The organism is Ruegeria sp. H4 (assembly GCF_056533065.1).
In genome coordinates this window covers 45,923-58,060 of the sequence record NZ_JBQFOC010000006.1, presented here as the reverse complement: position 1 = coordinate 58,060, position 12,138 = coordinate 45,923, and the positions used below count along the sequence as shown (strand labels likewise).

15 protein-coding genes are annotated in these 12,138 nt (G+C 57.1%); 8 read left to right on the top strand and 7 right to left on the bottom strand.

Going from position 1 to position 12,138, the window contains the following annotated elements:
- The first annotated feature begins 261 nt into the window (after positions 1-261).
- Positions 262-810 (top strand): ubiquinol-cytochrome c reductase iron-sulfur subunit, encoded by a 549-nt coding sequence (gene petA / locus ACR0KG_RS20035; protein WP_050605700.1) that lies wholly within the window; start codon positions 262-264, stop codon positions 808-810.
- Between the two features lie 292 nt (positions 811-1,102).
- Here petA and ACR0KG_RS20030 read toward each other — a convergent pair whose 3' ends face one another.
- Complete coding sequence (locus ACR0KG_RS20030) at positions 1,103-2,353, bottom strand: MFS transporter (protein ID WP_170417937.1); 1,251 nt, start codon at positions 2,351-2,353, stop codon at positions 1,103-1,105.
- On the bottom strand, positions 2,340-3,368 hold the full coding sequence (locus ACR0KG_RS20025; protein WP_170417940.1) for a lysylphosphatidylglycerol synthase domain-containing protein: 1,029 nt from the start codon (positions 3,366-3,368) through the stop codon (positions 2,340-2,342). The genes ACR0KG_RS20030 and ACR0KG_RS20025 overlap by 14 nt, the downstream gene beginning before the upstream one ends.
- An 89-nt stretch (positions 3,369-3,457) precedes the next feature.
- Between ACR0KG_RS20025 and ACR0KG_RS20020 the strand changes: the two genes are divergently transcribed.
- On the top strand, positions 3,458-3,871 hold the full coding sequence (locus ACR0KG_RS20020; RefSeq protein WP_170417943.1) for a heavy metal-responsive transcriptional regulator: 414 nt from the start codon (positions 3,458-3,460) through the stop codon (positions 3,869-3,871).
- 437 nt (positions 3,872-4,308) lie between these two features.
- The gene (locus ACR0KG_RS20015) at positions 4,309-4,632 is read left to right on the top strand and encodes a DUF411 domain-containing protein (RefSeq protein ID WP_480828231.1); all 324 of its coding nucleotides are present in this window, start codon (positions 4,309-4,311) and stop codon (positions 4,630-4,632) included.
- A gap of 211 nt (positions 4,633-4,843) precedes the next feature.
- Here the strand turns inward: ACR0KG_RS20015 and ACR0KG_RS20010 are convergent, their stop codons facing one another.
- Together ACR0KG_RS20010 and ACR0KG_RS20005 are read right to left on the bottom strand one after the other, a co-directional pair.
- A complete protein-coding gene (locus ACR0KG_RS20010; protein WP_237215937.1) occupies positions 4,844-5,062 on the bottom strand; it encodes a GDCCVxC domain-containing (seleno)protein in 219 nt (72 codons plus the stop codon).
- 4 nt (positions 5,063-5,066) lie between these two features.
- The gene (locus tag ACR0KG_RS20005) at positions 5,067-5,390 is read right to left on the bottom strand and encodes a hypothetical protein (RefSeq protein WP_170418031.1); all 324 of its coding nucleotides are present in this window, start codon (positions 5,388-5,390) and stop codon (positions 5,067-5,069) included.
- 145 nt (positions 5,391-5,535) lie between these two features.
- Here ACR0KG_RS20005 and ACR0KG_RS20000 point away from each other — a divergent pair, with 145 nt between their 5' ends.
- Positions 5,536-5,955, top strand: a complete 420-nt coding sequence (locus ACR0KG_RS20000; RefSeq protein ID WP_170417953.1) for a MerR family transcriptional regulator — start codon at positions 5,536-5,538, stop codon at positions 5,953-5,955.
- Between the two features lie 263 nt (positions 5,956-6,218).
- On the opposite strand, the gene ACR0KG_RS19995 is transcribed toward ACR0KG_RS20000, so the two are convergent.
- The 3 genes from ACR0KG_RS19995 to ACR0KG_RS19985 all read right to left on the bottom strand — a co-directional run bounded on the left by ACR0KG_RS19995 (position 6,219) and on the right by ACR0KG_RS19985 (position 9,739).
- Positions 6,219-7,172, bottom strand: a complete 954-nt coding sequence (locus ACR0KG_RS19995; protein WP_170417956.1) for a LuxR family transcriptional regulator — start codon at positions 7,170-7,172, stop codon at positions 6,219-6,221.
- A gap of 187 nt (positions 7,173-7,359) precedes the next feature.
- Positions 7,360-8,649, bottom strand: coding sequence for a helix-turn-helix domain-containing protein (locus ACR0KG_RS19990; protein ID WP_170417959.1), 1,290 nt, complete (start codon positions 8,647-8,649; stop codon positions 7,360-7,362).
- A gap of 367 nt (positions 8,650-9,016) precedes the next feature.
- Entirely contained in the window at positions 9,017-9,739 is a 723-nt protein-coding gene (locus ACR0KG_RS19985; protein WP_170602107.1) for a hypothetical protein, read from the bottom strand.
- A 155-nt stretch (positions 9,740-9,894) separates the two neighbouring features.
- Here ACR0KG_RS19985 and ACR0KG_RS19980 point away from each other — a divergent pair, with 155 nt between their 5' ends.
- The 4 genes from ACR0KG_RS19980 (at position 9,895) to ACR0KG_RS19965 (ending at position 12,137) form a co-directional block, all read left to right on the top strand.
- Positions 9,895-10,251 (top strand): hypothetical protein, encoded by a 357-nt coding sequence (locus ACR0KG_RS19980; RefSeq protein ID WP_142638830.1) that lies wholly within the window; start codon positions 9,895-9,897, stop codon positions 10,249-10,251.
- 48 nt (positions 10,252-10,299) lie between these two features.
- Complete coding sequence (locus tag ACR0KG_RS19975) at positions 10,300-10,713, top strand: thermonuclease family protein (RefSeq protein WP_170417964.1); 414 nt, start codon at positions 10,300-10,302, stop codon at positions 10,711-10,713.
- A 462-nt stretch (positions 10,714-11,175) separates the two neighbouring features.
- Complete coding sequence (locus tag ACR0KG_RS19970) at positions 11,176-11,859, top strand: lytic transglycosylase domain-containing protein (protein ID WP_331252774.1); 684 nt, start codon at positions 11,176-11,178, stop codon at positions 11,857-11,859.
- Complete coding sequence (locus tag ACR0KG_RS19965; protein WP_152460685.1) at positions 11,856-12,137, top strand: HAD family hydrolase; 282 nt, start codon at positions 11,856-11,858, stop codon at positions 12,135-12,137. The genes ACR0KG_RS19970 and ACR0KG_RS19965 overlap by 4 nt, the downstream gene beginning before the upstream one ends.
- Position 12,138: the final 1 nt, after the last annotated feature.

Here is a 12,138-nt window from a genome sequence, read left to right as displayed (position 1 = left end):
GCCAACTGATCAGAACAAATTTGTAACCCAATAAGGAAGGGAAATTGCCATGTTAGCAAATCCAATTCGGAGAGCAGCAACTGAACTGCACCTGACGGCCGGTGCACTAACTGTAAAGGCATTGCACGGTGACACCGACGAAGATCACTCTGATGAATAGGGAATGGGGCATCGCGGTGAAGAAGAGGACCAAGGCGACTGATCCACCTCGTCCGAGTCCTATAATTCGATGAACCCGTCCTGACGCACAGGAGGAACAATATGTCTGAATTTTCTGAAAGACAGGCACCTTCAGAGCCTGAAACTCGGCGCGATTTCTTATACTTCGTCACCGGCGGTGCCGCCATCGTGGCCACGGGCGCGGCGGTCTGGCCACTTGTTAACAGCATGAACCCCAGTGCAGACATCTCCGCCCAAGCCGTTGTCGACATAGATCTTGAAGGTGTCGGACCAGGAACGAGGATCACTGTTAAATGGAAAGGCAAGCCGATCTTTATCGACCACCGGACTAAAGAGCGGATCGCGCTGGCGATAGCAGAAGACGATGCACCAATGATCGACCCGCAACCTGACGCCGAGCGCGTACAGCGACCGGAATGGCTGGTAGTTATTGGCGTTTGCACCCATCTGGGATGCATACCACTCGGGCAGGGCGGCAGCGAACCCACCGGAGACTGGGACGGTTGGTTCTGTCCGTGTCACGGTTCACATTACGACACGTCTGGCAGAATTCGGAAAGGCCCCGCGCCCCGCAACCTCGATCTGCCCCCTTACGAGTTCGTCACCGACACACGGGTCAAAATTGGGTGACGGCGCGGTGAACTTTGTTCAGAGGCGCGTGCCTCACCAAGTTCGTTTGTCAGTCCTCGAATATCCCTCGATCAGCGCCGCGATGCTATGTGGCGGAATTCGACATGTACCCCGCTTTCTGGAGTTTTCGAGAAGAGACCTCGCCGTCATGTTCTGAACGGAACAATTCTAATCGCTGCGCTCAACGTTTTCTGCTTCGCCCATGTTTAGACATGCCATCTTGCCTTTTGACAGGATCGCATCTGAATTGCGGGTTGAGAGGAAACGCTTTGGTCCTGAACAAGGTGCTATTTCAACCCCGTGTCAGCCGCGCGGCGATCGCGACCTGTCCCAGCGCGGCCAGGATCGCAGCGATGAACACGGCTTCGATGGCGATCATGCTGACCACCACACCGCCCACAAGCGGCGCCAGCGCCGCCGGGGCCGCAAAGCTGTTGAACCACGCGGAATAGGCCGGGCGGCGGTCGTCGGGCGAGATCTCCAGCAAATAGCCGAGATAGCCGATGGTCACCCCGTTCATCATCGCGCCGATCAGGAAGAACAGCACCGCGAAACCGGTCAGCCCCGAACCCGTGACCACAAGCAGCAAAACCAGCACCGGAGGTCCGAGACGCACCAGTGCCACTATCCCCAGCAGGCGCAATTTGCCCGCCTGGTCTCCGATGTGGCCCCAGAGCGGATTCGAGGCCAGCGCGCCGACAGTCTGCGCCGCCAACAGCGTTCCGACATCCGCCGCCCCGAGGCCGCTGCGGCTGGCGGCAACGACATAGAACGGCAACGCCATCAGCGTCGCTGCACCAAGCCATTGGAAGATCAGGAACAGCCGGAACCGGTGGTCCTGCCGCAGCGTCGAGAAACCTTCGCGCAGAAATCCAGACAGATTGGCAGGACGGTCCCGTGGCGCCCTTGCAGCGGTAGCGGGCTCACCCGCGGAGACAAAAAGCGTCGCAGAGACGATCATCAGCACCGCGCCGAGCCAGAAGATCAGCGCATAGGCCCTGAGCGGCGGCATCACGTCGAGCGCGTGTCGCAGAAAGCCCGCCACCAGAACCGCCAGAACACCGCCGCCGAAAAAGCGCCAGGCCAACATCCGGCTGCGGCGCTCGGACGGGATCGCCCGGCCGACGATGTCGTTGTAGGGCACCGCGACCACGCCGCTGACAAAGGCATAGACCGTCCACAATCCCAGCATCCCGAGCGCCAGCGGAACCGGAGGCCAATCGACCTGAGGCCAGTCGGCCCCCCACCACAGAAGAATACCGATCATCGCGACCGTGATCGCCCGCCCATAGGCACCAAGGGCGTAGAACGGCATCCGCCGATCGGTGCGCTCGGCGAGGTAGCCCACCGCGAACTGGGGCAGCAGCCAGCCAAGACGCAGGACCGTGCTGGCATAGCCCACGGCCAGCGCGCTACCGGTCAGCATATGCACCAGACTGGCCACCACCGTCGCGCTGTCCACCGCCGCCGACCCGCCCTGAAACACCGCACCAGCACCGGCGATGCGCCAAAATCTCGTGTCTTCGGGATTACGCCTTGCCATTCGCCGCCTCTGCCTCCGCCCGGGCGCGGCGGATGTCGATGCCGCTCTGCCACAACACCGTCAGGCCGATCCCGACCACCAGAAGGATCGTCAGCACATAGTTGAACAGGATCATCAGAAGGGCGGTTTCGTCCGGAACGCCAAGCACCTTGAGCGCGAACCCCGCCCCAAAGACAAAGCTCGCCGGGATGCGCACGAAACGACCCAGAACCATGGCGAACCCGGCAAACACCATCAGGAACAGGTAATCCCACGCGCTCAGCACCACGCCAACCGCCAGCCCGGCCCACAGGAAATGGGTTGTCGCCACCAGCTTACCCGCAATGGCTGCGGCAATGGCGGCGACGCGGCGGGCCCGTGCCTGTGGCCAGACGATCCCTTCACCGAGCGCGGTGCGCAGATACGCGCCATCGGCCCCGATGCGGGCGGCAGCCCAGTCGAAGAGTCGGCAGACCAGAGGGTCCTCGCTCAGAAGTGACGCGCGGAACCGGAACAGAACCCAAAGCAGGCTGCCGAAAAGCATCAGGTTCAACAGGCCCGCAACGCTCAATCCCAGCCGCAGGTCACCCTCGATCTGTGGAATCTGGCCGGCGGCGGCCACCGCTCCGGCAAAAAGGGCGAAAACGACGCCGTCGAGGAACCGGGCGATGATCGCGGTTGCAAGCACGGTCGCCATCTTCAAGCGGTCGAGCCGGGCAACCAGCCAGGCCCGGACCAGCGGGCTGATGCCGAGCGGGACAAGGACATTTGCGCCATAACCTGCCAGTAGCGCCCCCGTCAGCCGCAGGGTGCCGACGGGTTTCACGTCGAACAGGATCTGCCGCCACTTCCAGCCGCTCATCAGCTGCTCCAGCAGGATGGTGGCGGCAAGAATCGCGATCCAGAACATGTTGGCTCCGCGCAGGCCCTGCAGAAACAGCGCAAAATCGAGGCTGCCGTAGAGCGCAAACACCAGATAGAGCGCCAGGGCGGAGCCGAATATCGGCAGCAGCCACCGTTTCAGGAAGGTCCGCATTTGACATCCTCGCAACTACCAAGACCTCAATGTTTTAACCTCCGTATCATGATACGGTGTCAAGATGACGGTGACGGAGGGAGACTGCGATGCAACCACTCAAGATCGGCCAGGCCGCGCGCGAGACCGGGATAGGCGTCGAGACGATCAGATTTTATGAAAAGAAGGGCCTTGTCACTCAGCCGCCGCGCCCAATTGACGGCGGCGCGCGGGACTATGGTGGTGACACGCTTTGGCGGCTGAAATTCATATCCGGCGCTAAGAAGCTCGGATTTTCGCTGGCAGAAATCGCGGAAATTTTGGAGTTGCGCACGGCACCAAATACCGAGTGCGTCGCGATGCAGGCCAGAGCGCGCAAAAAGCGGGACGAAATTCAGGAACGGATCGAAGGGCTTGCACGGTTGAGGAACAATCTGGACGAGCTGATCGCGGCGTGTCCGGGGCGTGGTGGAATTCAGAACTGTTCGATCGTGGGCGCCATAGAACGCAGCAGTGAGAAATAGGCGCAATTCCGGCCTTGAACGGAGGGTAGCGGCGTTGCTTGCGAACCGGGTTATTGCCAAGCAGGACCCAGAACGGCAGGTGCAGCGAAAAAAGGAGAGCGAGGGTTCCGCTTCCGAGCAGAGTTTGCGCCAGATCATTGTGAGAAATCCCTGCGTCGCCCAGAAAGCCATATCTGATGAGTGTCGGAGGGTGACGGACAAGTCGGCCCTGTAAATGCGGTCCAGCTTTTATCCTACCGGTGCGATTTTATATCGGTTTAAGACAAGTTTACCCAAGAGGGAACATGACAATGAATAACCTGAGCCGCCGCCGCTTGATGCAAGGAGCCGCGGCAATTGCGTGCAGCGCGGCGCTTCCCGCCTTCGCGAAAACCGGTCCCTCAATCCATGTCCTGAAGGATCCGAATTGTGGGTGCTGCGGATCGTGGATCAAAATCATGCGGGCGGAAGGTTTTGAAGTAGGCGTGGAAAACAGTGCTTGGGAGGCCTTGAACGCTTACAAAACCGCCAATGGGATTCCGGAGGGCATGATGTCATGCCACACGGGTCGCGTGGAGGGCTACATGATCGAAGGACACGTCCCATCCGCTGACATTCGGCGCCTGCTGGGCGAACGCCCGAATGCTGTCGGACTGTCGGTTCCGGGAATGCCTTTCGGCTCACCGGGCATGGGGCCGGAAAGTGAACGCGAAGCCTTCGACGTCTTTCTGATCCGCAAGGATGGAACCACAGAGGTGTTCGCCAGCTACCCGGCCGCATAATTTCCCGATGGCGCTGGCAAGATCCTGACAAACACGGCGCTCGCTTCTGCTGCCTGGTTTACGTGACATTCTTCACGGCAAACCAGTTGATCCGTGACTTCACGCCTGCCTTGTCCTACCGGGCAAGTTCCAGCCTACGGTGAAAAAATACCTGCGTCCGCAAAGCCTGATGACCGGCTTTGCGGACAAAACCGACATCCCGGTCGCCGTATCAACCGCAGCATTTGTCGCCCGCCTGAATTGGCGGGCATGGGGCCGATCCGTAGGAACAGTAGACGCAGCAATCGCCGGGAAGTGGCTTCAGGACTTTTCCGCAAGATGTGCATTCGTAGAACCACTGGCACGCGTCTGTTGGCATCGTTTCAGGCCTTGAATGTCCACATTCCGGGCAGATGATCGTGCTGACAAGGTTCGGGTGCTTTTCACTCATGGCGTCACATCAAGGTTATCAGGAAATCATTTATTCGGATTTCGTTGAGCACGATAACCCAAGCGATGGCCGTCAACGCAAAACTGCCTGTCAGCCACCATTTGAAGCGGTCGAGCGAACCACGGCGATACGCGACGATGCCAGAGAGAAACAGCAGGGCCGTCGAACCGCCGAGCACGTAATAACTCGCGGCGGCGATCTTGCCGAATACGGCCAGCCAGCTCCCTCCCAAGCCAAGCAAAATCAAGGCCATCGGCAAGATGCAGCAGGTCGCAACGCCAAGTGCGGTAAACGATCCAAGAAAGCTTGCGCCAACAAACTTGCTCATGGTCAGCTTTCTCCGGCTTTGACGAACTCGAGCGGAAGCCGGTTCGACTTCCTCGATTTTTGCTTCGCGCGGTATGTGAAATTCGACATCATGACCGACAACATGCACCCTGTAGTAGCTACAGGTTCAAGGGAAAGGTCATCACATGATTGCGATTGGCGAAGCGGCGAGATTGACCGGTCTGTCGGTCGAGACGATCCGCTACTACGAACGGGAAGGCATAGTCGAGAAAGCCGGTCGAACCGCCTCGGGACGCCGCGCATACACGGAACGGGAAATCTCCGAGCTCAGATTCATCAAACGCTGCCGCGATCTTGGCTTTACCATTCAGGGTGCATGCGCACTTCGCGAATTGTCCAAAGCGCCCGAGCAAGCTTGTCGTGACGTCGAAGACGTCGCAACAAGACATCTCGACAACGTCAGGTCAAAAATCGCCGCCCTCCAACGGTTGGAGCAAGCACTGGCAGAACTTGTGCAGACCTGCACCGAGGGTACGGCCTCATGCCCCCTGCTAACGGCGTTGCTCAACGAGCCTATCGCCAAAGAAAAAATAAACGACACCTAATTGCAACGCCCGGAAAGGATCGAATCTGGCCAACTCAGTTTGCGGAAAGACTACAATGCGGCTCAAATCCGGCTCGCTCATCATTACCCACCCCATGCCCGAACTCTCTGCCTGTCCTCATCGCAGGCGAGAGTGACATTCCTGAATTGCTCATGGGTGACATTTGAGCTTTGCGGCTACAGATTGCGGAAGCATAAGTGAAATTATGTGAAACTTGCCCCTGCTCACAATTTTGCAAATCAAGCGGTGCACGTGGGCCGAACTCAGAGATGCCTGATCCACACGCATTGATCCCGGTTGGGTCCAAGTTCTTCGAGGATCCTTTCAGCATCCAGATTGAAGTCTTTGGCAATTTCCTGGACCTGAACCGCCTGAAAGCTATCCAAGTTCCGCACCGTTCGACCATCTTCAAAGGTGATCAACTCGTGTGATCTTCCAGACCAACGCACGATCCCGCCGCAAAGGGTCTGTCCTTCAACATCCGCAAGTTCGGCGACCGGGTCGGCAAAGAAATCGGTCCATTTAAGAATACCTGTGCTGACAGCTCTCGCCACTGCTTGTTCCGTTGTCCGGCACTTGAGTTTTGTGACGATCGAAGACGTCAAAGCATGCACCATCCTGGAGGAGAGCCCCGTCTGGCCAGCAACTACGGATGGGATCAATCCTGATGCGAGCATCTTCAGAACATCCATCTCCTGATCGGACAACGCATCCGTAGGAAAGTTGAAAACTGTATCAATCACATCGAGCGCGAGTAGATGCAGGACCTGCGCTTCGTGGCGAAGGGCAGGGAGCATACTCCCGACCAAGGCGTCCCAGTCGGATCGGCGCAGGTTGGAGGTAACCGTAAAGACACCACGCTCCCCAAACGGATTGATAACCGGAATGGATAGTCCGTGCTGACCCACACCAAATTTTCTCGCTGCATCGAATAGCGGTGCGTGTTCACGCTGATCATCAAACACAGCCCAATCAATTGGTGCGATCATTGCGGCGCCAAACCGGATGAGGGGATCGACCAGGACCATGTCGTTGTCGACGTAGTGCCTGACCCATTCGGCCGGGAACGTGGTGCAGCCGTGGACAACGTTGTGATGCTTGTCGATATGGGCGTAGGACGCATTCTCCAGTCCGAACCTCGAACAAATTTCCTGAAGGCGCGCCTCCCCGGTCTGCCTGAAATCCAGTTCAGAATTGCCAATGTCCGCGATTTTCATAGATCGTCTTTCTGTTCCGCGTTGCCGTCGAGGCCGCTTAGCAACCTAAAGCTGAACAAACCACTCGGGAATTCCCGTAGCCAATCATGCATTTGAATACAGTTCTGTTCTGGAGGCGGAAACGGAGCGAAAACCTGCCGATGAGACACATGAATTGGAGAAGCTGGCGGCTCATAACCCGGCACGGCTAAAACCCGCTGCAGTGATCTTGCGGAAGCCCGTCTTCCTCCTCTCGGGCTCTACGCGCCAAAAGCCCCATGAAACTGGAAATCAGGTTCAGTTCACCGCGCTCATCTGCGTGCACCATACCGCGCAGATATCCGCCCGGATTAACCACTGGCGGCAACCGTGGATCGCTCAGCCTCGCGTCTGTGATCAACCCGGCCAGGATTGCACCCATCACGGTCAATCGGTCAATCGCCGTACGCCAAGCCGAGGCATTGGCGCCGATCTCCGACAATCGCGACCAAACGCCGGTCTCAATCGCGTAGAGCGACGGGCTGGAATTCTGATCTCCGCCACCCGCGATATCGATATGCATGCGCAGCTCGGGTGAGGCCAGTTCATATAGGATGCGGTTATTCACCCGCGGTAGTTTTTGGGCCTTGCGCGATGCCGTATCTGTCGGATGATTGCTTTCTAAGCAATGCGGAGGGCCGTCAGGCCCGGAGCCGGAACAATCTGGTTCCGAGGCTTTTGCCGAGGACATTGAACTCTCGCCATCGGCGTTACAGGACAGAATTGTTTCTTCAATTTGGTCTTGTATATGGCACCCGAAACAAGCTTCGGGTTCACCCGAAATTTCACCGGGTTTTGCGACATGCTCTTCGATCCGGCTCCAAAGGTCGTAAGCCGCCTGAACATGTAGCTTGAGCGCCTCCAGCGTCATGTATTTCAACTTGTCGGCGCGCGGCCAGGATCGAAGTTCCTCCTTCATGCCTTCCAGACTTTCAGGAGGGCAGGGGAGTAAGAGAAGCACGGCCAGACTATGTTTCACATATCGGTAAAGCCGTGATCGATCCCCGCGCAGCTCGTCCTGTTCTTTCTTCTCGGCCTTGCTGCGCACGTCCGCGTCGCGCATCTCGGGAATGAGGTTCAGGGCAGGGGTCAGGAAGAGTCCAAGCTTCTTGCGCTTACAGCGCGCGCCATTTGCGCCAAGCCTGCGTTCGATCAGACCAATCCTTTCCAGCTCACGTTCGTGATTGTGGATTGTCCGATCTGTCACGCCTCGCCCGGCAATGAGGGTTTCCTGGCGCGCGTAGCAAAAGGGTTCCTGAGACGGGTCTCGAAAAGCACATGGCGTAATCATATCGATGATGATCTCTAAGGTGCGAATACACTGGGCTGATGCGCCTCTGATCTGCGCATATCCCACGCAGAGCTGACGTAACCTGTCACGGTTCCAGCCCTCAGGAAGGCCGTTGTGAAAGCGAATATTATCGTGGTGATGGGCGGATGCGATCTGCCGAAAGCTCATGGATTTGGCCTCATTTGGCAAAGGTCAGTGTTGATATCGCGGCTTCGCGGGGCAGGGTGTTCGGAATGGTTCAACGGTCTCATGGTCTGCTTCTCATTGGGGAAGCAAGGCGGCTCGAACCTCAGCAAAAAGACACAGAAAAACCGTTCGCACAGATGCGTTTGTCCTTGTCAGTAATTTTGGAGTTTCCTATAAATCAGGTGATCAAACGTGACTTAAGAAGATCCCCGCTGAGGCCCCGCCTTGCGGGGGTTTTTGTTTCTGGGATTAAGTTTTTCCTCCGGGCCAATCGGCCTGGTTTAAAAATGCAGCTGGCGATTTTTGGTGGCATAGCCAGGAGCAACGCGTTGTACCGCAGGTCAGCACCTCAATATCGGATGAGTTCGTAGTCGCTGAACCCGAATGTGTCGGTCCACTCGACGCCAACGCCGCGGAAGTAGCTGGGAGGTTCACAGCGATTGCCCAGTGGCAGCCAGTAAGGGATTGGGGCAGGAGCGCGCTCGGACCAGCGAAAATTCGTATTATCGTCGTAGGTGCCAACCACAAGATCAAGCGAACGCTCGCAATCTCCCTCCCTTGAACGACGGCGATAGCTGTAGTGGCGCACATCCCAAACCCTGATGGATCTCACAACGTCGAAATCGGAAGAAGAAAGATCGACGCTGATCGGGGTGGCTTGGAAACCGTCACCGTATTGGCCGTGATGTGCATCGATCCTTCCTATCGAGATCGCTGCGTCTACCAGTATTGGCTTAGCGGTGTCATCCGATGGAAGCTCTGGAACTGGGCTAGCACTGGTGCGCTTGATGGCTTCCAACCGTTCCATAGGACCCAAGTCCGAGGGGCTGTGTGACGTATTCATCGGACAGCGCCAGAGTTGAAGCGGCGGTTCGACCGGGTAGGGTGTGATGCGCCGAATGAACTCCGCCTTGGCTGCGACGCAATCAGCCGAACTTGGCCAACCCCCGGCGAGGCAAAGGAATATGGCACAGTCAATTGGATAGGCACGAGCCTGCGTGGCTGGCAGTGCAGCGAGTGCAACTGCAAGGGCCTTCGCGCGAGTTCGATTTCCGGATTTTGAGTGTTTCAAGATGGTCTCTCCTGCTTGCGAATCGCCTAAGCAATATCCGGCCAATATATTTCTGACAATCCAATATCGTATATTGGCGGGTTTTCTTATATTGACGTAGATTGTGTTTTAGTCCACAACTTTTGGATGTAGAAGACGGCCCATAGGGGGTCGTCATGGCGGACAACAAGAGACAATACACTGTGGTAACCATCGAGATGGTCCGGGGCCTGAAAGAGGATCAGGTTCCCTTTACATGCCGCTACGAATTTATCGGACTCGCTTCCCTTGGACGACCTAAGTACCACTGCATTTACAGCTCGCCGAACTATGTCGGGGCCTTGTGCAAGTCGAAGATCTCTCGAGCGGGCGCTGAGCCCAGAGAGTTCGATCTTTGGCCGGGCCTCTTCAAGCATCATCAGGAATTTGGTGATGGGCGCATTCTCTGCGTCAAATCAGACTATACGATCGAGTCGATTACCCCAGAGGGTCTCGAAGCAGCTCAGGCCCTGGACGCGAAATCCAAAACCTGATCGGTCACGTTCGAGAACCCGGCTCATCAAAATGCTGGGGCAGGGCGCATGAAACGGCTCTTGTTTCTCAGCGCTGCACTCGCGTCCTTGTTCATTGCTGCAGTTTGGATTGAACCAGCTAGGAAAACAAAGACTCTCGGCGCATCCGAGGTGATTGCCGTTGACGGTGACACGATCGACCATGGTGACGACCGATACCGGCTTATTGGGTTTGATACGCCTGAGACATTCCGGGCTCAGTGCGATGCTGAGAGAGCTTTGGGTCTACGAGCCAAGGACCGGCTGACGGAGCTCATCAACTTCGCGGGCGTAATTGAACTTGAGATTGAGCTGCACTTTGACGTCCACGATCGCTTCTTGGCGCTTGGGCGCGTGTCTGGACAGAACGTCGGGGCCATCCTGATTTCTGAAGGTCTGGCGCGCCCGTACTCGGGTGGCAAGCGCCAGTCCTGGTGCGGCTGAAAGAAAGGATAAAACAACGATTTATGACAGCAGAGAGAAACGACTAAGCAATAAGCAGTCCTGCCGATTGCGCCAACAATCGACAGGACAAGAAACGCCCTTAATCCATCCGGGCATTCCTCCAACATCAAGAGAGAACTGTACTATGGTAAAAACAGTAGTCCGAGATGCCGGTCCTAGATTGGGCAGCACCGCGACAGAGTCAATGGGTGCAAACCTAGACAACGCGTCTGCACCTCCGATCCCTTAGCGCTGTCTGACGATTGAGGCGCGCGGGACATCCGAACGTTCCAGCCAAAACATCTGACTAAGAGATCCGAACCAGACATTGGTCTTTTGCGGCGCCACTGAAGGTTCAGTGCTGTGTCCCAGCACCCGATTCCCCACCGCTCAGATGACCTGAAGTCGACCCCATAATAGTAATTATGTAAAAACTACTGACCTAATTTGGAGGACAAATTAGTGACCAGCTCCATCAAAAGCTTCACCGATAACAGATGTCGGATCAACGCCGTTTGGCCGTTGTTGGCGTTCTTGACGGCGACTTTCGGAACGGATGTCTGTGCCCAGGTCATTGAATACGAACCTGATGGAAGCGTGTATCTAAACGGCATTCGCGCAGAAATCGTTGATGGCGTCGTTCGTCCAATCCGGATGCGTGAATACACGCTTAATGAAAAGCCGGAAGCACCAACCCCCAAACCGCAGGCAAAGATCGAGATTGCGGGCAAAGCACCGCGGCCTCGCAGATCCTCGGGCGGCTGGTCGCAAGAGCGGATCGTCAAAGAAATCCATGCAGCGGCAAAACGGCACGACATTCCGGCCGAGTTGTTCATGGCACTGGTCTGGCAGGAAAGCCGGTATCGCGCTGATGCTCTGTCGCCCAAGGGTGCCTATGGCTTCGCACAGCTCATGCCCGGAACGGCGAAAGACCTGGGCGTGAACCCAAAGAACCCTGCAGAAAATCTCGACGGTGGTGCCCGCTATTTGGCGGCGCAGTACCGCGAGTTCGGAACCTGGAAGCTGGCGCTTGCCGCCTACAACGCCGGGCCTCACCGCGTCGTCGAATACGGCGGCGTCCCCCCCTTCACCGAAACCCGCAACTACGTGCGGATCATCCTAAGCAAAGTGAGTAAAGACCTATGAAAAGAACCCACTTCTACCAGCAGATGGCGTTTTTCGCGATCACTGCGTTCATCATCACCGCAGCGCCCGCCTCCGCTGGCTGGCTGCAAGATGCCATTGGCGATTTCATCAACGAAACACTGGCCGACTCGAAGGTCGTTGGCGTCAGCCTTGCCGCTGTCGGCTTCATCTGGGGCTGTCTCGCCTATGTGTTCGGCTGGGGTTCGTTGAAAGGCCCGGTAATCGCTATCGTCGTCGGCGCTGTTATCGGCCTCGCTGATACATTCATCGGAGGCTGAT

Coding starts and splice junctions, on each gene's coding strand:
- petA (WP_050605700.1), top strand. CDS start 262: ATGTCTGAATTTTCTGAAAGACAGGCACCTTCAGAGCCTGAAACTCGG.
- ACR0KG_RS20030 (WP_170417937.1), bottom strand. CDS start 2,353: ATGGCAAGGCGTAATCCCGAAGACACGAGATTTTGGCGCATCGCCGGT.
- ACR0KG_RS20025 (WP_170417940.1), bottom strand. CDS start 3,368: ATGCGGACCTTCCTGAAACGGTGGCTGCTGCCGATATTCGGCTCCGCC.
- ACR0KG_RS20020 (WP_170417943.1), top strand. CDS start 3,458: ATGCAACCACTCAAGATCGGCCAGGCCGCGCGCGAGACCGGGATAGGC.
- ACR0KG_RS20015 (WP_480828231.1), top strand. CDS start 4,309: ATGCGGGCGGAAGGTTTTGAAGTAGGCGTGGAAAACAGTGCTTGGGAG.
- ACR0KG_RS20010 (WP_237215937.1), bottom strand. CDS start 5,062: ATGAGTGAAAAGCACCCGAACCTTGTCAGCACGATCATCTGCCCGGAA.
- ACR0KG_RS20005 (WP_170418031.1), bottom strand. CDS start 5,390: ATGAGCAAGTTTGTTGGCGCAAGCTTTCTTGGATCGTTTACCGCACTT.
- ACR0KG_RS20000 (WP_170417953.1), top strand. CDS start 5,536: ATGATTGCGATTGGCGAAGCGGCGAGATTGACCGGTCTGTCGGTCGAG.
- ACR0KG_RS19995 (WP_170417956.1), bottom strand. CDS start 7,172: ATGAAAATCGCGGACATTGGCAATTCTGAACTGGATTTCAGGCAGACC.
- ACR0KG_RS19990 (WP_170417959.1), bottom strand. CDS start 8,649: ATGAGCTTTCGGCAGATCGCATCCGCCCATCACCACGATAATATTCGC.
- ACR0KG_RS19980 (WP_142638830.1), top strand. CDS start 9,895: ATGGCGGACAACAAGAGACAATACACTGTGGTAACCATCGAGATGGTC.
- ACR0KG_RS19975 (WP_170417964.1), top strand. CDS start 10,300: ATGAAACGGCTCTTGTTTCTCAGCGCTGCACTCGCGTCCTTGTTCATT.
- ACR0KG_RS19965 (WP_152460685.1), top strand. CDS start 11,856: ATGAAAAGAACCCACTTCTACCAGCAGATGGCGTTTTTCGCGATCACT.